Source organism: Thalassospira sp. (genome assembly GCF_048059015.1).
Lineage (GTDB): Bacteria > Pseudomonadota > Alphaproteobacteria > Rhodospirillales > Thalassospiraceae > Thalassospira.
In genome coordinates this window covers 1-19,826 of the sequence record NZ_JBLLNT010000004.1, presented here as the reverse complement: position 1 = coordinate 19,826, position 19,826 = coordinate 1, and the positions used below count along the sequence as shown (strand labels likewise).

Annotated in this window: 21 protein-coding genes; 6 read left to right on the top strand and 15 right to left on the bottom strand. The window is 54.9% G+C overall.

Annotated features, from left to right (window positions below):
* Positions 1–145: 145 nt before the first annotated feature.
* The 3 genes from ACMZ66_RS06695 to glpD all read left to right on the top strand — a co-directional run bounded on the left by ACMZ66_RS06695 (position 146) and on the right by glpD (position 5,955).
* Positions 146–2,056, top strand: a complete 1,911-nt coding sequence (locus ACMZ66_RS06695) for a sigma-54-dependent Fis family transcriptional regulator (RefSeq protein ID WP_416935675.1) — start codon at positions 146–148, stop codon at positions 2,054–2,056.
* 162 nt (positions 2,057–2,218) lie between these two features.
* Entirely contained in the window at positions 2,219–4,159 is a 1,941-nt protein-coding gene (asnB, locus tag ACMZ66_RS06690; protein ID WP_416935673.1) for an asparagine synthase (glutamine-hydrolyzing), read from the top strand.
* A gap of 254 nt (positions 4,160–4,413) precedes the next feature.
* The gene (gene glpD, locus ACMZ66_RS06685; RefSeq protein WP_416935671.1) at positions 4,414–5,955 is read left to right on the top strand and encodes a glycerol-3-phosphate dehydrogenase; all 1,542 of its coding nucleotides are present in this window, start codon (positions 4,414–4,416) and stop codon (positions 5,953–5,955) included.
* A 12-nt stretch (positions 5,956–5,967) separates the two neighbouring features.
* Here the strand turns inward: glpD and ACMZ66_RS06680 are convergent, their stop codons facing one another.
* The 3 genes from ACMZ66_RS06680 to ACMZ66_RS06670 all read right to left on the bottom strand — a co-directional run bounded on the left by ACMZ66_RS06680 (position 5,968) and on the right by ACMZ66_RS06670 (position 7,620).
* Positions 5,968–6,246: a TfoX/Sxy family DNA transformation protein gene (locus ACMZ66_RS06680; RefSeq protein ID WP_416935669.1), complete on the bottom strand. Its 279-nt coding sequence runs from the start codon at positions 6,244–6,246 to the stop codon at positions 5,968–5,970.
* Positions 6,243–6,785, bottom strand: a complete 543-nt coding sequence (locus ACMZ66_RS06675; RefSeq protein ID WP_416936206.1) for a GNAT family acetyltransferase — start codon at positions 6,783–6,785, stop codon at positions 6,243–6,245. Before ACMZ66_RS06675 ends, ACMZ66_RS06680 begins: the two co-directional genes overlap by 4 nt.
* A 157-nt stretch (positions 6,786–6,942) precedes the next feature.
* Entirely contained in the window at positions 6,943–7,620 is a 678-nt protein-coding gene (locus ACMZ66_RS06670; RefSeq protein ID WP_416935667.1) for a hypothetical protein, read from the bottom strand.
* Between the two features lie 208 nt (positions 7,621–7,828).
* Here ACMZ66_RS06670 and ACMZ66_RS06665 point away from each other — a divergent pair, with 208 nt between their 5' ends.
* From ACMZ66_RS06665 to ACMZ66_RS06655, 3 genes are all read left to right on the top strand, one after another.
* Positions 7,829–8,554: a response regulator gene (locus ACMZ66_RS06665; protein ID WP_416935665.1), complete on the top strand. Its 726-nt coding sequence runs from the start codon at positions 7,829–7,831 to the stop codon at positions 8,552–8,554.
* Positions 8,551–10,104 (top strand): ATP-binding protein, encoded by a 1,554-nt coding sequence (locus ACMZ66_RS06660; RefSeq protein WP_416935663.1) that lies wholly within the window; start codon positions 8,551–8,553, stop codon positions 10,102–10,104. Before ACMZ66_RS06665 ends, ACMZ66_RS06660 begins: the two co-directional genes overlap by 4 nt.
* Positions 10,105–10,311: 207 nt before the next feature.
* Positions 10,312–11,625, top strand: coding sequence for an adenylate/guanylate cyclase domain-containing protein (locus ACMZ66_RS06655; protein WP_416935661.1), 1,314 nt, complete (start codon positions 10,312–10,314; stop codon positions 11,623–11,625).
* Positions 11,626–11,701: 76 nt separating this feature from the next.
* Here ACMZ66_RS06655 and ACMZ66_RS06650 read toward each other — a convergent pair whose 3' ends face one another.
* From ACMZ66_RS06650 to ACMZ66_RS06595, 12 genes are all read right to left on the bottom strand, one after another.
* A complete protein-coding gene (locus tag ACMZ66_RS06650; protein WP_416935659.1) occupies positions 11,702–12,286 on the bottom strand; it encodes a hypothetical protein in 585 nt (194 codons plus the stop codon).
* A gap of 58 nt (positions 12,287–12,344) precedes the next feature.
* On the bottom strand, positions 12,345–12,611 hold the full coding sequence (locus ACMZ66_RS06645) for a RebB family R body protein (protein ID WP_416935657.1): 267 nt from the start codon (positions 12,609–12,611) through the stop codon (positions 12,345–12,347).
* A gap of 59 nt (positions 12,612–12,670) precedes the next feature.
* Complete coding sequence (locus ACMZ66_RS06640; RefSeq protein WP_416935655.1) at positions 12,671–12,994, bottom strand: RebB family R body protein; 324 nt, start codon at positions 12,992–12,994, stop codon at positions 12,671–12,673.
* An 81-nt stretch (positions 12,995–13,075) separates the two neighbouring features.
* On the bottom strand, positions 13,076–13,300 hold the full coding sequence (locus ACMZ66_RS06635) for a RebB family R body protein (protein WP_416935653.1): 225 nt from the start codon (positions 13,298–13,300) through the stop codon (positions 13,076–13,078).
* A 217-nt stretch (positions 13,301–13,517) separates the two neighbouring features.
* The gene (locus tag ACMZ66_RS06630; protein WP_416935651.1) at positions 13,518–13,823 is read right to left on the bottom strand and encodes a RebB family R body protein; all 306 of its coding nucleotides are present in this window, start codon (positions 13,821–13,823) and stop codon (positions 13,518–13,520) included.
* An 11-nt stretch (positions 13,824–13,834) separates the two neighbouring features.
* A complete protein-coding gene (locus ACMZ66_RS06625) occupies positions 13,835–14,134 on the bottom strand; it encodes a RebB family R body protein (protein WP_416935649.1) in 300 nt (99 codons plus the stop codon).
* Positions 14,135–14,259: 125 nt separating this feature from the next.
* The gene (locus tag ACMZ66_RS06620; RefSeq protein ID WP_416935647.1) at positions 14,260–14,595 is read right to left on the bottom strand and encodes a RebB family R body protein; all 336 of its coding nucleotides are present in this window, start codon (positions 14,593–14,595) and stop codon (positions 14,260–14,262) included.
* 232 nt (positions 14,596–14,827) lie between these two features.
* Positions 14,828–15,151: a RebB family R body protein gene (locus ACMZ66_RS06615; RefSeq protein ID WP_008890488.1), complete on the bottom strand. Its 324-nt coding sequence runs from the start codon at positions 15,149–15,151 to the stop codon at positions 14,828–14,830.
* Positions 15,152–15,295: 144 nt separating this feature from the next.
* Positions 15,296–16,420 carry a sigma-70 family RNA polymerase sigma factor gene (locus tag ACMZ66_RS06610; RefSeq protein ID WP_416935645.1) on the bottom strand — a complete coding sequence of 375 codons (1,125 nt, stop codon included), beginning with the start codon at positions 16,418–16,420 and terminating at the stop codon, positions 15,296–15,298.
* Positions 16,421–16,692: 272 nt separating this feature from the next.
* A complete protein-coding gene (locus tag ACMZ66_RS06605) occupies positions 16,693–17,214 on the bottom strand; it encodes a hypothetical protein (RefSeq protein WP_416935643.1) in 522 nt (173 codons plus the stop codon).
* The gene (locus tag ACMZ66_RS06600) at positions 17,214–18,821 is read right to left on the bottom strand and encodes a hypothetical protein (protein ID WP_416935641.1); all 1,608 of its coding nucleotides are present in this window, start codon (positions 18,819–18,821) and stop codon (positions 17,214–17,216) included. The genes ACMZ66_RS06605 and ACMZ66_RS06600 overlap by 1 nt, the downstream gene beginning before the upstream one ends.
* A 184-nt stretch (positions 18,822–19,005) precedes the next feature.
* Complete coding sequence (locus ACMZ66_RS06595; protein ID WP_416935639.1) at positions 19,006–19,737, bottom strand: FkbM family methyltransferase; 732 nt, start codon at positions 19,735–19,737, stop codon at positions 19,006–19,008.
* Between the last annotated feature and the right edge of the window lie 89 nt (positions 19,738–19,826).

The window sequence follows — 19,826 nt, the reverse complement described above, 5'->3', positions numbered from 1 at the left end:
TGGTGATTGTGCAGTATTTTTGACGTGAAACTGTTTGGCGTGCGGGGGCTTTGATGTGTTAGGATTTTGGCCGTGATCGGAGGTGGCAAAAGCTGCGCACCGGAAATTTCCGGACCAAAACACCGACACTAGGGAGATAACGTCTATGTCAGGAAACCTTCCCGGCGGACGGATTGAAGCGGCCCTGCAGCTAAGCGGCGGGGCGCAAAATCGTGCGGTGCTTGAAAGCTGGCAACGGTGTGAAGAACGCTTTGGCCTGGCTCATGACACCTTGCGCCGTCCCGAAGTGATGCCCGAAAGCCAGACCCGCCAATTGCGTGATCGCAACGGGCGGCTTTATCACCATGCCCATGATCTTGTGCGCACGCTGTATCGCAAGATTGATGCATCGGGCTATGCGGTGTTCCTGACCGATAATAGCGGCGTGATCCTTGACAGTGTCGCCGCCCATTCCCTGTTACCGTCATTTCGCACCAACGGGCTTTTGCCCGGCGCAGTCTGGAGCGAGGAGCGCGAAGGCACCAACGGCATTGGTACCTGTATTGTCGAAGGCCGCGCGATCACGATCCACAAGGACGAACATTTTCTGGCGCAGCATTCGGTTCTGACCTGCACGGCCGCCCCGGTATTTGATCCCGATGGCAAGGTGTGCTCGGTCCTTGACGTTTCGGCCGTGCGCGATGACATCAAACGAACCGATTGCCTGCGTGTGCGCGGCATGGTGGCCGATTACGCCGATGCACTTGAACGTATCCTGTTCTTTGACGAGCGCACAGGAGACGTGATTTTGCATCTGCATCCCGAAGCCCAGCATGTCGGATCGACCCGTGATGCGATGATTTCGATTGCACCCGATGGCACGATCAGCGGGGCGACATCAACAGCACGCCGCATTCTGGCTGCAGCCAATAATTCAACCGACATCAATGAAATGTTTGAAATGGATGTCGATAGCCTGCTGTCGAAATTCGCCGATCAAAGCCCGATGAAGGCTAGGTCAGGCCAATCGGCCATGGCACTTAATATCGCCGGTGGCGGGGTTCTGTTTGGCAGTCTGACGGTGCCCGAACGGATGCGTCGCAAATATATCGGCCGCTCAACCCCGGTTGCGTCAAAGGCGCCAATGCCAGCCAAGCCGGTTGCCGACATTCCCGATCAGGACCCGGCATTGCGCCGCATCTTTGACATCGGATCGCGTCTACATGCGCGTGATATCAATGTCCTGATGTCGGGCGAAACCGGAAGCGGCAAGGAATATCTCGCGCGCAGCATCCACGACGCCACCCTTGGCAAAGCCAAAAGCTTTGTTGCGATCAACTGCGCGGCATTGCCTGAAGGCTTGATTGAGAACGAACTGTTTGGTCATGCCGGTGGGGCCTTTACCGGGGCCGCGCGTGACGGGTTTGGCGGGCGTATCCGCGAGGCCAATGGCGGAACCTTGTTCCTTGACGAAATCGGCGATATGCCGCTGGCGGCCCAAGGGCGGTTGTTGCGTGTTCTTGAAAGCCGTAAGGTCGAGCCGCTTGGTAGTACGAAATCGGTGTCGGTCGATTTCCGTCTGATCTGTGCGAGTAACGTCGATCTCAACAAGGCGGTCGCTGAAGGCAAATTTCGCGAAGATTTGCTGTATCGGATCAAGGGCGCGCGTCTTGCTGTGCCGCCCTTGCGCGAACGCAGTGATCTCAGCCAGCTTATTGGTCGCCTGTTATATGGCTTGGCAGGCGAAAGCGTTGTTTGTGATGACGAGACATTATCGCTTCTCACCCGCCATCAATGGCCGGGCAATGTGCGCGAACTGATCAATGTATTGCAATATGCCAGTGTCTTTGCCGAAGACGGCGTGATTTCAACCAATCATCTGCCCGATGATTTCCGGGTGCAGACGATGGATGAGGAACCAACGGCGCGCCAAACGATTGAGCGCGCCGAAGGAGCGGCTTTGCGCGAACTTCTTGAAAATCATCACTGGCATATCAGCAACACGGCCAAGGCACTTGGCATCGGGCGCAACACGCTTTATCGCCGCATGGCACGATTGGGTATCGAGCGGTCCTGATCCGTCATTTCGGTGGGGGTTTTTCCGTTTTGTGGGCTTGTCTGAAGGGCAAGGCAAAAATTCTGCATCAATTGGCCTGAAGGGCAGTGATTGCAGAATGTTTTCATTGTAGAACTGCGCGATATTGTTTTAAGTAACTGCACGGTTTTACAGGATTATTTTATGTGCGGAATTGCCGGTTTATGGCTGTCTGATCAGGGTGACGCAAGCGGATTGCACGATACTGTATCGCGCATGAATACGGCGTTGCATCATCGTGGCCCAGATGGCGGCGATGTTTGGGTGGACCCTGAAAACGGGCTTGGCCTTGGTCAGCGCCGTCTGGCGATTATTGATCTTTCCGATGCTGGCAAGCAGCCAATGCATTCGGCCAGTGGCCGTTATGTCATGGTCTATAACGGCGAGATTTATAACGCGCCGGAGCTGCGTGAGAAGCTGGCAGCGGCCAATATCAACATCGCCTGGCGCGGTCATTCCGACACCGAAGTTATCCTTGAATGTATTGCCCATTGGGGGGTGCGCGACACGATCAAGCGCCTGATTGGCATGTTTGCCATTGCCCTTTGGGACAAGCAGAAAAAGAAGCTGACCCTTGTGCGAGACCGGCTGGGCATCAAGCCGCTTTACTGGTCGCGTTATGAGGGCAATATCGGCTTTGCGTCCGAGGTGAAGGGACTTCTGGCGGGCAATGCGATTTCACGCGAAGTGAACCATTCGGGTCTGGAAGCCTATTTGCGGTTTGGCTATGTGCCATCGGGGCTTTCGATCTATGCCCATGCCAAGATGCTCAAGCCCGGCCACATCCTTGAAATTTCATCGCATGATCAGGCGACGGAAACTGCCTATTGGTCGGTTGAGGACGCGGTTCTCAATGGTCAGAACCATATGTGGAGCGGCGATGATCAAAGTGCGATTGACGCGCTTGAAGACTTGCTGCGCGATGCGGTTCAGCGCCGCATGGTGGCCGATGTGCCGTTGGGTGCGTTCCTGTCAGGCGGGATTGATTCATCGACCATCGTTGCCCTGATGCAATCGGTCTCGGACCGTCCGGTGAAAACCTATTCCGTCGGGTTTGAGGATGAGGCCTTTAACGAGGCAGCCTTTGCCGGTGAAGTGGCCAAGCACCTCAAGACTGATCACACCGAGCTTTATGTCACGCCCAAAGATGCGCTTGATCTGGTGCCGAAGCTTTCGGAAACCTATGACGAGCCGTTTTTTGATAGTTCGGGCATTCCGACCTATTTGATTTCAGCGCTTACGCGCAAGGAAGTCACGGTAGCACTTTCCGGTGATGGCGGGGATGAGACATTTGGCGGCTATACCCGCTATCTCTGGGCAAAGCAGCTTAGTGCTGCTGCGGGTAGTATTCCGTTTGGCGCATCGCTTGTCGCGCGTGGCTTGACCATGCTGTCGCCGGAACAATGGGATAATCTGGTTGGATTGGTGCCGGGCAAACTTTCAACCAGTGCAATTGGCGATAAAATCCACAAGGCAGCACCACTGATCGCGATCAAGGATGACATCGAACGCTATCACGCGTTGCTGTCACTGTTTGATACCAACAAGCTTCTGGGCAGCAAGGCCGGGCAGAAGAAATTCCGCGTTCCGGGCGAGAAGTTCTGTCGTAACCGCAATCTTGATTATGTCTCTTCCATGCAGGTCATGGATACGATGATGTATATGGTCGATGATGTTCTGACCAAGGTTGACCGGGCATCGATGGCCAATTCGCTTGAGGTTCGCGTGCCATTCATTGATCACCGCGTGATTGAATTCGGCTGGCGTATGCCCGCACGGCTTAAGATGAATGGATCGGTCGGTAAACATGCGCTCCGCCAAATCCTGTATAAATATGTGCCGCGCGAAATGATCGATCGGCCGAAAACCGGCTTTGGTGTGCCGCTTGCGCAATGGCTGCGCGGGCCGCTTCGCGAATGGATGGGCGACCATCTGGCCAATGAGGCGCTTTATAACGATTTCGGTCTGGATCGTCGTTATATTGATCGCCTGCATCAGGAACATATGTCGGGCAAGCGCAATTGGGGCCATCAGCTTTGGACGATTTCCATGCTGTCTGATTGGCAGAAACGCTGGCTGGCATAAGCCAGCGCCGGGCGCGTTGCCCCAAAATCCCGCTACATGATGAACGCCCCGCCTGAATATCAGGCGGGGTTTTTCTATTTATTTCGCTAATGAACTTTTTGGGAAAAATGGTCCAATTCCCGGTTAATGGCGTAGAGTGATGTGTTTCTGACATGTCTGCGTCGAATAAATGTCACAATTTGAAACTTGAAAATTTTCGAAAATGAACTATTTATCGATGCAACGAGATATTCTTCCTGCACAGAGAGGCCCGAATGGCTGGCACTTCACAGTACGATCTGATCATTATTGGCGGCGGCATCAACGGTGCCGGCATTGCGCGTGACGCAGCGGGCCGCGGCCTTAAAGTGTTGTTATGTGAAAAGGATGACCTTGCCAGCGCAACCTCGTCGGCCAGCACCAAGCTGATTCATGGTGGGTTGCGTTATCTTGAACATTACGAATTCCGTCTGGTGCGCGAAGCTCTGACCGAGCGCGAAGTGTTGTTGGACAACGCGCCGCATATCATTTGGCCGCTGCGCTTTGTCCTGCCGCATCGCAAGGATCTGCGTCCGGCCTGGATGATCCGTCTTGGCCTGTTCCTGTATGATCACCTTGGTGGTCGTAAAAAGCTTCCGGCGTCCGAGGGGATTTCATTTGCCAAGCATGTATCGGGCGAACCGTTGCGTGATGAGATGACCAAGGGTTTTGTCTATTCCGATTGCTGGGTCGATGATGCGCGTCTTGTGGTTCTGAACGCAATGGATGCCAAGGCGATGGGGGCAGAAATCCACACCCGGACCGAATGCGTTGGTGCGAAACGCGTTGACGGTCAGTGGAATGTCAATTTGCGCGATCAGGAAAGTGGTGAAACCCGCTTGGTTTCCGGCCGCATGCTGATCAATGCCGCAGGGCCGTGGTGTGCTGATTTGATCAATCCGGAAAACGGTGTGGTCAAGTCAGATACCAAAGCCAATATCCGTCTGGTCAAGGGCAGCCACATTGTTGTGCCCAAGCTGTTTGACCATGATTATTGCTATATCTTCCAGAATGGTGATGGCCGCATCGTCTTTGCCATTCCCTATCAGGATGACTTCACCCTGATCGGCACCACCGATGTCGATTTCAAAGGCGATCCGGCCAAGGTCAAAATCGATCAGGACGAGATCGATTACCTTTGCAAACTTGCCAGCGGCTATTTCAAAAAGCAGATCGCATCAGATGATGTCGTCTGGACCTATTCCGGTGTCCGTCCGCTGTATGCCGGTAATGGCGAGGGTGAAAATGCATCCAAGGTATCGCGCGATTACACGCTGAAGCTTGAAAGCAATGGTTCTGCCCCGGCACTGCATGTGTTTGGTGGCAAAATTACAACCTATCGCAAGCTTGCCGAACATGCGCTTGAAATCATTTCCAAGGAATTGGGCGCAAAGGATACACCCTGGACCGCGCGCGAAGCTTTGCCGGGCGGTGATTTCCCCGATGCATCTTATGACGCGGCCTTTGCACACTATGCCAAGCGTTATGACTGGATGGGGGCGGTGATGCTCAAACGCCTGCTGCGTGCCTATGGCACCCGGATTGAAATGATCGTCGGCGATGCCAAACAGCTTTCCGATCTTGGTATCTGCTATGGCCATGATCTTTACGAGGCAGAGCTTCGCTACCTGATTGATCATGAATGGGTGCGCGAAGTGAATGATCTGATCTGGCGTCGCTCCAAACTTGGCCTGCGTCTCAGTGCTGATCAGATAGCGGTTCTGAAAACCCGCCTTGCCGATGAACGTTCTGCTGCCAAGCCGATTGCTGCTCAGTAACGTTTATACCGGTTATTTAGATGAAAGCTCCGCCCGAACCTGTTCCAGCATCAGGGGGAGCTTTTCTTTGAGGGCAGGGCTGATGTCACGCCAGTCTTGGTCATGCATCGCCCCTTCAAGCGCATAAAGGTAATTCACGCTGATCTTCTTTTCGCTGCCAAAGCGAAACAGCAATCGACGTGTGACTTCCTCAATCCCAAAGTCCGCCAAGTCTTCGCGCGTTTCAACGCCGATCTCGCGCAATTCACGCGATGATGTCGGCCCGATATTGCGAAGCTTTTCAGCACTCATGATGAAGCAGTTTCTTCCGTCAGGCGTTCAAGCGGCGGGGTGTCGATGTCTTTTTGCATGACCGTGACATCCAGCGCGCGATAGCCAAGATGGCGATAGAAATCCTGTGTCAGGTGGTTTTCCGAACGCACCATCAATTGCATGCGCCACACACCCTGATCACGCAGCCATCCTTCGGCAATATCCATCAGCTTGCGGCCAAGACCCGATTTCTGAAGGGTCGAGGCAACGGCAAGGTAATAGACCCAGCCACGATGACCATCATGACCGGCCATCACCGATCCGATAATGTTATCACTGTTATCTTCCCAAACCAGAAGGGTCGCTTCATCAGACTGAAGCGCGAATTTGATGTCCCAGGCCGGCGGGTTGTAAGGGCGATACAAACTGGTGTCCTGCCAAAGTGTCGTCAGGGCATCAATATCATCAAGGGTGGCTGTCCGTGGGGCCGCTTTGATCTCGGTGGCAGTCATGTTGTTGATCTTCTTGCTGTTTTGGGCGCAAAAACGATCAAGCAGAATGCGCTGCCGGTTTGGCATGGTCAAACCAAATTCCCGCAGTTTTTAGCAAAACCCAAAAATAACGCCCCCGAGGCGGGGACCTCGAGGGCGCAGGGGTAGGTCCGGGATATCGGTTGGGAGAAAAACTACCCCGGACCGGGTGGGGAAGGTGTCAGCTGTGTTGTAAGCAGACCGATCAGCTGATCGGGCGGCCGGTCACACTGCTGAGTTCCATTTCGCGAACAATGTCACCGGCCTGATTGGTGACTGTCGCGTTATAGGTTCCACGCGGGGTTTCTTTGATGTCGCCAAGTTTCAGTTCGCCATTGCCAAAGCGGATGACCATCGCATTGGCCAGAAGGGTCATCTGATCATTGTTGAATTTGCGGTTATAGCGTTCTGCCTTGTCCGGGCGCGGCATCAGTTTGCGCAGGTCATGACGCTCATCACGGTCAATGCGGCCGGACTTGGCGTCAAATTTGATGACTTCGACAACGTCGCCTGCGGCATTGACCAAAAGCACATCAATCTTGCCCGGCTCTTCTGCCATCAGGGCATCGCCGGTCTTAAGATCAACCGCGTTGGTTTTAAGCAGCATGGCATCGATCAGAATGCGGGCTTCTGCCGGGGTCAGCGGAACGGCGCGTTCGCGATCTTTGCGATGGAACTTGCCACCCTTGTGATGCTCGCCGCGCTCGCCGCGCTCGCCGCGTTCGCCATCAAACTTGCCGCCATGATGGTCGCCGCCAAACATGGCCCATTCGGTTGGTGCGCCATGATCACCCGGTGCAGCATAGGCCGTTGCAATCGGGGTGGCGATCAAAGTTGCACCGATCAGGGCTGCGGCAATTTTGAGCTGGTTTTTACGTTTCATTGTGGGAACCTCAGTTGGTTGGGGGATCGTTCGTTGAGGTCCGTTATCGCTGATGATTGTCGCGAAATGATCCCGAAGAACCGGCTAATTGGTCGCAAGATTTGCCAAACCGGCCATATGCGACAATTTGATACAAATTGCCGTTTTTGCCCCAATTGCCAACGCGCTAAGGTAAGCTGAGAAAACCGTATTTGATGCAGGACCGTTTATGAGCGAGCAGCCCCACATTCTTGTTGTTGATGACCACCGCGATATTCGCGATCTGCTGGGGCGTTATTTGCGTCAGCATGAATATCGCGTCTCGTTGGCATCCGATGGCAAGGAACTGCGCAAAATGATGGCCGATGATCTGTCGCCCGATCTGATCGTGCTTGATCTGATGATGCCGGGCGAAGACGGGCTTAGCCTGTGCCGATGGCTGCGCGAAAATCATGATGTGCCTGTGGTGATGCTGACCGCCCTTGGCGAAGAAACCGATCGCATCATTGGTCTTGAAATGGGGGCCGATGATTATCTGGCAAAGCCATTTAACCCGCGCGAGTTGCTGGCCCGCATCAAGGCCGTGATGCGGCGCGCCCAAAGTCTTCCGGTTGGGCGCAAGGGGCCGCTTCCTGGCGGGCAGGTGCATTTTGATCGCTGGGTTCTTGATCGCACGCGTCATGAATTGCGCGATGGTAATGATGTGGTCCTGCCGCTCAGTGCCGGGGAATATGGATTGCTCTGCGCCTTTGTCGAACATCCCAACATGGTGTTAAACCGTGACCAGCTGCTTGATCTGACCAAGGGGCGCGAAGCCATTCCGTTTGATCGCAGCATCGATAATCAGGTCAGCCGCCTTCGCAAAAAGATCGAACTTGATGGCAAAAACCCGACCCTGATCAAAACCGTCTGGGGTGGGGGCTATATGTTCACCTGCGAGGTCGTCGAGAAATGACCAAGCGCCGCCTGATCAAACATCTTTGGCCCAAAAGCCTGACCGCGCAGCTTGTCTGCCTTTTGCTGGGCGCGATCATCCTGACGCACATCGTATTGGGTATCTTGCTGGCTGATGAACGCCGCGATGCGGTGGCGTTTGAACGCAAGAACTATGCGCTTGCACGTGTGGCGGCCATTTCCCGCATCCTGACGACCACGCCACGCGAAAACTGGCATGATGTGTTGCGCGTTGCCCAGTCACCGCAAACCAGATTGCGTATCCTGACGCCAGATGAATTGCCAAAGGATGGTCGGGATGGTTCGCAATTCCTAAGCTCGAAACTCAATGAGTTTCTGGCCTCATCGCCCGAGACACCAGCACATGTCTATGTCCTGTCAGAAGACGGGTGCTGGGATCATAAGAAATCGCTGCATGATGCAAAGAACGAATATCTTAACGGTACTTCGGCCTATGGCGTGAAGCCACAGGATGGCGGGGAACAATCCCATCACGATAAACGTCGCGAAGATGGCAAAGCGCCATGGTCGTTACGCTATATGGAGCGCTTTGATTGCCATGCGGCCCCGGTGATGCAATTGACTGTGCCGATCACGTCCAACCTTGGCGATCAGGATGTGGCACCTGATCAACAACCGACCGTCTGGCTTGAAGCCATGATTGGCGGGGTGATGCCGCCGCCCTGGTTTGTGTTCGACAATCTGTTGCGTGTATTGCTTTCAACCCTTGTGATTGCAGTGATCGCCTATTTCCTGGCGCGCCGCATTTCGCGGTCCTGGGATGTTTTGACCCGTGCCGCCGACCGGGTTGGGCGCGGTGATTATCCCGAACCTGTGCCGGAAACCGGACCGATTGAAATTCGCCGTGCGGCCAAGGCGTTTAACCGCATGACGGCACGCCTGAAACGCTTTGTCGAGGACCGCACCAGGATGCTGGCCGCGATTTCCCATGATTTGCGCACGCCGATTACATCACTTCGCCTGCGCGCCGAGTTCGTCGATGATCCTGAAAACCGCGCACGCATCATCGAAACGCTTGATGAAATGGAACAGATGGTCGAAGCGGCCATGGCCTTTGCGCGCGAAGAAACCGCCAATGAGGAAACCCGCAAGATCGATGTTACCGCCCTTGTTGAATTTGCGGTCGAAGATCTGGCAGAAACCGGGCGTCCGATATCCTTTATCGGCGAAGCACCCGCGCGTGTTTATCCCTGTCGACCGCTTTCGGTTAAGCGGGCCTTTGGTAATCTGATTTCCAATGCGCTTAACTTTGCCGATCATGTCGAAGTCGCGGTGCGCGATGCCGATGATGGTGGTCTGTGGATTGAAATCGCCGATGACGGGCCCGGCATTCCGGTCGAAAAGCGTGATCAGGTGTTTGAGCCGTTCTTCAGACTGGAAGAGTCACGCAATCGTGATACCGGGGGCATTGGCCTTGGAATGGCGATCGCAAGAACCGCCATTCGCGCCCATGGTGGGGAGATTTACCTTGAAGATGCGCCAAAAGGCGGACTTTTGGCGAAGATCTATCTGCCGCCGGTTCAGGCCTAAGCCCGGGATAAATATCGCCCGGACAGTGGCTTAATTCACAGGGAATCAGCCTGTTGCGCTTTTTTGACAAAAGGCCCTTGCAATTTAACTGACCAATAGTCATTTGTGGGCCGGAAATTAATTGTTTCCAAATCAAGAATTGCGGTTTGGCATTGCTGTTCTATCTATGCGATGCCAAAATTAAGCATAAAAGGACGGAGCGGACATATGGTTGAAAATCAGAATTCTACAGGGGTGGTGATGCCACTTCCCGGGACCAATAACGCGCAGGCTGCGCGTGGGTTCGTTCGCTCGGTCAATGACTGGCTGATGGAATGTGCGCTTGATGACACCGATATCAGCGAACTTCTGTCGGGTATGGTCAGCCGCCTTGTAGCTTCGGGGATTCCGATTGACCGTGTGATGGTGGCGTTTAAAACCCTTCATCCTCTGTATGAAGGGGTTTCCTATATCTGGAACAAGGAAACCGGACAGGTCGAACGCACCACCCATATGGGCATGGGCGAAGAAGACCAGGATGAACGCGACTGGTCCGAAAGCCCGATGAAATGGATGCTTGATAACGATGTCAGCTTCCTGCGCCGCCATTTGATCGGCCCAAGCTCCGTACTTGATTTCCCGGTTCTTGAAAGTTTCCGCCGCAATCGCGGCACGGACTATTATGCGCTGATGACCCCGTTTGTAACGGATCGCGACAGCACGCTTGATAGCAACCGCATCTTCATGACCTATCTTACGCGCCGTCCAAGCGGCTTCTCGGACGAGGATCTGGCGATCCTGTCGGGTATTCAGCGCCGCTTTGCAGTGTCGTGCAAGATGCGCATCAACCACGAAGAAACAAGCACCATCCTTGAAACCTATTTGGGATCGGACGCCGGTGGGCGTGTGCGCAACGGTCAGATCAAACTGGGCGACAGCACCAAGACCCGTGCGGTGATCTGGTTCTCGGACATGCGCAATTCGACCTCGGTTGCGACCCATGTTGGCGATGATGCGTTTCTGGGTGAAATGAATGCCTTCTTCTCGGCAACTGCCGGTGCGGTGCTCAAGCACGGGGGGCAGGTTCTGCGCTATATCGGTGATGCGACGCTTGCGATTTTCCCGATTGGTGATGATGAGAACAACCTTGAAGAAGCCTGTTTGTCCGCCCTTTATGCCGCGGCCGAAGCACAGCTTAACATCGATGCGCTGAATGCCTCGCGCGAAGGTGAGGGCAAACCACCCTTTGATTACGGCCTTGGCATGCATGTCGGCGATGTCATTTACGGCAATGTCGGTGTGTCTGAACGTGTCGACTTCACCGTGGTCGGTCAGGCTGCCAATGAGGCCGCCCGCATCGAGCAGCTTACCAAGCAGCTCGGCAAACGCGTTCTGGTCAGCTCGACGGTCGCCAGCTTCATTTCCTGCCCGACCGAAGAAATGGGTGCCTATGAGCTGCAGGGAACTGGCGTCAGCGTAAAGTTGTTTGCCCCGGACTTTGCCGAAACATGCCACCGGATAGAGTTGATGCGGGCAGGCTGATCGAAGCGGTTCGCCAAAAAAAAGACCAGACACCCACATGGTGATCTGGTCTTTTTTATTTCTACTAGGCCTATGATCAGGCGAGGCTATCGAAATCCTTCACCACTGAACTGGCTGATGTGCCAACGCTTGAGAATGTCTTCTGCGCATCGGTGACGGCCTGTGTTGCCGCCTTGATGATGTCGGCATAAGGATCGACTTCCTTTTTGGCCAGCATCTGCTGCATGGCGACACCGGTGGTGGCAGAGGCCATCGACATGATGTTGCGCAGATAATCGGTTAAATCCTGCACCGCATAGGCCGCTGCCTGCGCAACCTTTTGATAGGCAACGCCATTGGCGCCCGGGATCGCACCATTAAGGACCGCATGATTGGTCGTGCCGACCGCCTGAACGATTTGCGGGTTCAGTGCGGTGCTGAGCGGCGGGGTGTTCGGGGCTACGTCCGCCGGGCTGCTTGGCGTGGCACTATCCGACCCGCTTGCCGGTTTGTCGCCATTGTCACCTCCGCTTGCGCCTGCGTCGCTGCTGGCGTCACTATCCGCGCTCGCACCGGCTGCCTTTGGGGCATCGGTGCTGTCCGTCGACGGATCAGTTTTGGCGTCGCTATTTGCGTCTGTGCTGGTGCCGGTATCGCTTGGCGTTTTGTCATCATCAGCCATCGGGAACCTCATGCGGGGTTAGGATTGCGCGTGTCTTTTGCGATGCGAGCTCGGGCGATCAGCCGCCGGATTTGTCACCGCCACCACCCATGCCGCCGCCAGTACTATCAAGGATCATGCGACATGCGCTGGAGGTCACGGCATTGCCGATTTGCTGCAGCCCGCCCTGGGTTTGCATGGCGTTTTGCATCGATAAGCTGATTGAATGGGCCATCGTTTGATACACAAGCCCCATGGCCTGTGCGGGCGCCTCGCCAAGGACCTTGACGTTGGTCTGTGTCACGGCGTCCGTGATCTGAGCATTTACAGGGGTGTTGTCTGCCATTTCACGCCCTCACGTTTGTGACCATGGCCCGGCGCAGAAAGACCGGACGGGTCAGGTGCCTAGCGGCGGGTTGCTGCCAAAATTACCAGAAAAGTCAGAAGCGTATCTGCATTGTCCGACCGGCCAAGCTTGGCGGTAGCCTGCGCGCCTGCCATGGTATTGACCGAGTAGAGCTGCATCACACCCTGATTGGTGGCGGCCTGCGAACAGATCGATGCCTGTTGCTGGGCCTGCACGGCATTCTGGAACAGGATCGATGTCGAATGGGCCGCACTTTGATAGATCGCGCCCATCGCATTGGCAGGTGCGGATCCAAGAACACTGACCGAGCTTTGCGTCACAGCATCGGTAATCTGACCGTTCACCGGGGTTGGAATAGCCATGTTATCCTCCGAAAAGGCGGTCCGGATGACCGCATGTCTTTAGACGTTGCTTGCAACGAATTGTGATCAAATTCCTGTTCGTCATCCCGCCTGTGCGGTGATCATGGCAACAAGCTTTGAGGTCGATGTATTCACAACCTGTTGCATGTTGCCCTGGGTAAGTGTCGCGTTTTCCATCGCAAGCCCCGTGGCGTGGGAATGCGATTGCAGGGCCATTGAAACAGCCTGTGCCGGGCTTTCGCCCAGTACCTTGACGTTGGTCTGGGTGACGGCATCGGTGATCTGTGGATTGACGATATCATTCATGCTTCGTCCTCTTCGTTCTCACCGTCGTGCTGGCCGGGCGTTCCACCGGCTTTGTGATAGTTGAACTGTTCAGCAAATTTCGAACCATCACCAATGAAGCGCTCATCAAGGGCCATGTACCAGGGAAGCTCCTTGGGCGGTAACTGTCCGGGCGGCGGGGCTTGATCGTGATCTATGCCTTCGACACCTTCGACACCAAAACCACCGCCAAGCCCGCCTAGGTCGGCGAATTCGGATCCTTGGGCTGTTGCGGCCGTGCCGGCGCTTGTGGGCGGGTAAAAAAATTCGGCTTGTTATCCTGAACCGAAAGGGTCGCCTTGGCGCATTCCATGGTGGTGGCAAGGCTTGCGACCGATTGCTGCTGCTGTTCATTGACCATGTTGGCAAACAGGATCCCCTGCGCCTGGGCCTGTGACAGATAGGACTGCATCGCCCCCATGGCCGGGCCATTGGCAATGACCGATGTGTTGGTCTGGGTGATGCTGTCGGTGATTTGTTCGTCGACTTCGTTCGGGTTGCTCATCGCTTTGATCCTTAGTGGTTACGACGATTCATCAATTGCAGGATGCTTTGGGTCATGGTCGTCATGCCGATCATGGTGTTTTGCTTTTGCGCCGAGACCATGTTCGCCATCAGAATGTTCTGGGATTGGGTCTGCCCCAGCATCGATTGCAGGGCGGCATAACCGGGACCAGCCCCCAATGTCGCGACATTGGTCAATGCGACGCAATCCGTGACCTGATCGGACACCGTGCATTGATGGGTATCAGATGAATTTGCATCAGGACTGATCTGGGTTTGGCTGGGTTGCTTGCCGTCTTGGGCCGATGGCATGTCGATCTCCTTGGGTAGCGGTAAGGGAGCTTATCGATATGACGCGGGATCGGTTCGCTTGTGACAGAAAAAGCCCGGCAAGCGTTTGCATGCCGGGCTGGTTCGGCGGCGAAACCAGTTTTCGATTACGACACGGAAGTTCCGGTCGTTGCTTTGAGTGCGGTCAAAAGCGACAGCATGTTGTCGGGAACGTCGCTTGCGGCGAGCTTTGAAGTCGCAACAGCACCAGCCATGGTGTCGACAGAGTAAACCTGAATGACGCCCTGATTGGTGGCTGCCTGCGAAGAAATGCCGACCTGTTGCTGGGTACTGACAGCGTTCTCGTAGAGAATGCCATGAGAATGCGCCAGCGACTGGTACAGCGAGCCCATGGCCATTGCCGGCGCATCACCCAGAACCTTGACGTTTGCCTGGGTGACAGAGTTGGTAATCATGCCATTGACCGGAGTGTTATCAGCCATTGTGTATCTCCTGGTTGCCTAAAGAAGTGCCGGATGAAAATTGTCCCTCGCAACCGGCCTTTCCGCATTTCTTGCGGTCAGCCTTTTGACGGGGGGCGCTTGGTGTTGTGACGGGTTGCCCGGAAAAACTTGAAGCGTTTTAAAGGGCGCTTCGTAACGAAATCGGGCGGGCGCAGTTGGATGCGACCGCCCGATTTATCGGTAGCCTGTTTTGGGGGAAACAGGACTTCAATCAGCCTTTGGTCGCCTGAAGGGCGGTCAAAAGCGACAGCATGTTGTCGGGCACATCGCTTTTTGCAATTTTCGAGGTCGCAACAGAATCTGCCATCGTGTCGACGGAATAGATCTGAATGACACCCTGATTGGTGGCGGCCTGCGAAGTGATGCCGATCTGCTGCTGTGCGCTGACCGCATTTTCATAAAGAATGCCGGTGGAATGTGCGAGGGACTGGAAGATCGAGCCCATCGCCATTGCCGGGGCATCGCCCAGAACTTTCACGTTAGCCTGGGTGACTGCATCAGTGATCTGACCATTTACCGGGGTCGGAATCGCCATTGTAAAGTCTCCTTCGTCTGCTTTGCTGTATGCTGCTTGCTGGTGTGATCATGACGGGGTTTCGCCGTCCCGTTTTCAGTCTAAAGACGCTGGTGGTTTTGCCTTGTGACGCGTCTTTTTATCTTCGAGGCTGTTTTTTGCCCTTTATTGAATACCCGCACCGCGCAGATGTTCGCGGGCGAGCTGAACCCTTTTGCGTACCGCGCAATTGCTTAGTCCCAAGGCCTCGGCAATCTCGTCATAGGTGCGGTCCTGAACGCAGCGCATCAAAAGCGGTTTGCGCAGTTTTTCCTGCATGGCAAGAAGTGCTGTCTCGAGTTGATCGAGTTTTTCTCCCGCCAGATAAGATTCTTCGGGGCTGGGAATGATCGGCGCGGTCATCGGGGATGCCGGTGTATCGGCACTGCCATGGGTTTCTTCACGATATTCCGCCTTGCGTCGGTTCTGACGGTGCAGATCAATGCAGGCATTATGAACAATGCGCGAAAGCCAGGCCCGATGATTGCGGATTTCATCCATGGATTCTTCGAATTTGGTCGATGCCTTGACCATGGCTTCGGACAACGCATCCTGCGCGTCATCCATATTGCCCGACATCAGTTTCAGGCACTGCTTTAAAAGACTGTCCTGTTGATCAATCCAAAGCGGCCAGAAATTTGGTGCGGCCGGACCCAGATCGGCATCAGTTTGCACATCCGGTGTCTGTGCTGGCTGGCTGGGTTGTGGGGCGGGGCGCCGCATCGCCGGGGCTTCGGCCGGGTGTGGCAGAATACCGCGCAAAACATCAAGCGGGCTTGTGCCCGTTTGGCCGGATTGTCCGCCAAGGGCACCGGCAATGATGTCTTCGGGGCTTGGCCCGGTGCGCGATGGTTCAAGCCCGGGGAAGCCTGCCAGCGGATTGAAATCCGCCGGATAGCCGCGCGGCGGGCGGTATTGATTATCTGGTGTGGGACGATCTTCAAAGCTGGGGGCAGGCGTTTGGGCGATGAAGCGGGCATCAAAGTCGCGGTTTGGTGCTGCATTTGGCGTATGCGCATCATCATATTTTGGGCATTCGTCATCTTCTGGATCATCAGAACTTAAAAGCTTGCTGAGATAATCTTCGGCGATGCGTGCCCTTTGATCGGGTTTTAGGCGTGACCAGATGGATGTCACCTTGTCACCATCCCCCAATGCCTGATTAAGCGTCTGTTCAAGGCTTTGTGCGAATTGGAGTTCGGCCTGGGTCAGGCCTGCCTCATCCTGTTGGTTGTTCTTTTCGTTCTGCACTATGGACCCCTCCAGTTGATAGATTGCAACCATAGGCTGATTAAGATCGCAGTGTTTTATTATGACGCGTGACGTAAGTAATTGTGAATAATAATTTTAATACATCCTAAGGTTGCACATTCACGCATGACGAATGGTCCGGCTCCGGTTGAGGCGGACATTCAATCGGGGCGTGGTTGGCGTTGTGACACGCGTCAAAAAATGTGGGCGAGGTGGCGAGCCACCTGATCATGCTGATCAGGAATGGCGCTGTTGTCTTTGCCCCTGATCAATCACCGTTTGGTGTTCGATCCACGGGGTTTGGGCGTTCTGGCGTCGCGCTTTGTCGCAGTCGCTGGGGGCGCCTTGTCTTGCTGTTCTGTTGGAAATGCGTTGGCAAGGGCAGTTTCGACCTTTTCCGAAAGGACCTGCATGCGCAGATCAATCTCACGCGTGATGATGTTTCGGATTTCATTGGCGATATCGAACATGATCTGTTGATCGCCCGAAAGATTGGGATCGGATGCCATATGCGGTGCACCTTGATGGGGTTGCGCGTTTGCATGCGCGTTTGGCTGTGCCGGGCGGTTCGGGTGACCATGCCCGATTGGGGGCTGTGGCGCTTTGGTCCCGGATTTGACATCCTCGGCATGGCTGGCGATGGTGTATCGCTGATCAAGAACCTGGGCGCGGGCGCGTTCAGCCGCCTGCGACATGGCCTTTTGGGTTGCCAGATATTCCTGATTGAACGCCTTGCGCACCGCATCCTTGCGACCACTTGCGGTGGCGACATCGTTTTGCGCCGGGCCGGGCATCAGGAACCTCCCTTGGTGCTGCTGGTGCCAGAATTGCTCGTGCTGCTTGGTTTGCTGGTGCTATTGCCGCTGCCTGATCCGCCTTTGCCGGTTGTCGATGCCTTGGCCGTCGTTCCAGCATCATCGGATTTGGTGCTGGTGGCATCGTCGCTATCCGCCGTCGGGCTGGATGGCTTGGCAGCATCAGAATTGGTTTTGTCATCATCGCTTGTAGCGGTGCTCGCAGCCTTCGCGTCACTGCTTGCGGGCGCTGTGGGCAGGATAAAGCCATATTTCTCAAGAATACTGTCATCCGGGCTATCGGCAAGCCCGGTCAGGCTGGTTTCAAGCCGACCAGAACTATTGGCGACCATGCTGGCCGCCCGGCAGGCGGAATTATCGCTCTGCGCGCTGCAGCTTAAGATCGCGGTCGGCGTGCAGGTTTTGTTTTCGGTCAGAAGCTGGGCTGTGACGTCAAAGCTTGCTTCTTGCTCATAGCGGACCAAAATCACCAAGCCTGCGCCCTTGTCCCCCTCGCTTGGTGGAGTGATCTGTACCCAAAACGGGATGGTATTGTTGGGCCCGGTGACGATGCTGCCCGACATGATCGGGCTTGGCAGGCTTCCGACATATTCAAGCTGGGCCGGGATCGGCGCACGATCGGCAAACACCAACCGGATCAGGGCCAGATTGGGTTCACTGCCACTGACCGGATTGCCAATCGATTGTTCCAGATGCAGGGCAAAGGGCCCGCCACCATAAAGCGGGACTTCGGATACCTGCGGGCTGTTCGCATCCCGGCTGGTATCAAACAGCATCGCGCGCATCATCGATGGCACGCTTTCAGGCAGGGATACGGAAAGCTCCGACTGTGCATCTGCATTTGGCCCAACCCTTACTGACCATTTATTCAGCGCATCGGGCGTGGTGCTTGCGACCATGCGTGCGCCGATTGCTGTTTGCGCATTGGTGCGCCCGGGTGCTAATGGCGGGCCCTGATGAAGTGTGATCGACCAATCGGGATCGGCTGCATCGCCGGTTGCCTTGCCCTGAAGCGAAGGCATGGCAGTTCGAAACATATCATCGCTGATCACGGGGCCATTAAGCTCGGTCGTGCTGCCATCAGAATGGGTGGTGCGAACGCCCCATTGTGCGGCGCTGGTGTCAGAGGATGCAGTGTTCATGGCATTGGCCTCGTAGAGATCAGATGTGGCGGGGGAGTAGTCATATTCCGGGTGATGAAAGCCAAAGATCGGCTCGGAAACGCTGTCATAGCCGTTTGTCGGCGCATGCGGTTCACCACCGTCGAGGAGATAGCGCTGTATGATCTGAAACGCGGTTTCGGTTGGTTGATCCAGATGGCCCGGAAGTGCCGATGGATTGCTCGCCACCGTCGGATTGGTGCCGATCAGCCCAAAATCCCGACAAAGGGCGGCCATCATATCAAGCGCTGCCTGCTGCGCGCTTTGGGGCTCGGCTCCCACCGTCGGCTCGACCGGTTCGTTCAAGTTGCTTTCTGCCGCGGCCGATTTGGCTGCGGTCGTATCGGCTGCATCTGCTGATGCCGCATCGGGCGTGACGGTTTTGGCTTTGGTCTGATCTGGTTTGGGCGCGTCATTGTCGGTCATGCATGCATTCCCCAATACGGTCCGTGCCGCGGGCGATTGGCATGCAGATTTCGCCGCCAAGCCGGACAAGGATTTAAACGGTTCCTTGCAAACAGACGGCGGCGGGGGGGGTGTGTGAACTGGATTTGTTGTTTAAGGGAGAGATTGCGGGTGCTGGCACATTGGGCTTCAGCTTGACTGACGACTAGAAACCACAATCATATTCGTTTGGAACGAAGAAGCATGTGCCGCCACAGCGCGAGACAAGGCGATAGCTGTTTTGTTTGAAGTAAGTGTATGCCTCGGTTTGGATCACTTCTTCCATGTCGTGTCCATGGATCTCGCACAATACCAATGTCGGTGAAAATTTAGATATCGTGAAGCCTTGAAGAACGCTGAGTTCATGGCCTTCCACGTCGATACTAAGAATATCGATTTTCCTGCCTGACGCGTTTTCATCAAGGATTAAGTCAAGCGGCTTTACAGGGATTTTTGCAATCTCGTAGTTTTTCTTAAGGATTTCTGCCCATTTGTCGGCAAATGATTTGTCCAGGGAGTTCAGTGAAAATGACTTAGAAAAAACAAAAGAGTTGACTTCTCCGGCCTCAGAGGAGACACCGGTCAGCAAGTTTGTGTCGCGTTTTCGGATGGAGCGACACAGCTTGATGTTCCGTTCCATCATGTCGATGTTGATGCCTGACCACCCTTTTTGATACAGGCGATAAAAATTGTTCCCGATCCGGGGGTTGTTGCATCCGACATCAACGTAGAACCCGGATTTTTTCCGGAACTCCGGCATCAGCAAGAAGTGATCAATTAGTATGTCCTCGCCCCACTGCGAGAAGGCCTTTGCTGATTTAGCGGTGGTCGTTTTGTAAAGCGCGTATCCGAAGGAGTGCTTCCAATACTTGTTCTTTAATCGCTTAACAAAACCCATCTTTATCCCCGAAATTTATAGCAGATCTTTAGTTTCTGCGAATGTGAACGGGAATGACACCAAAAGCAAAGCAAAATGACGTTGAAATA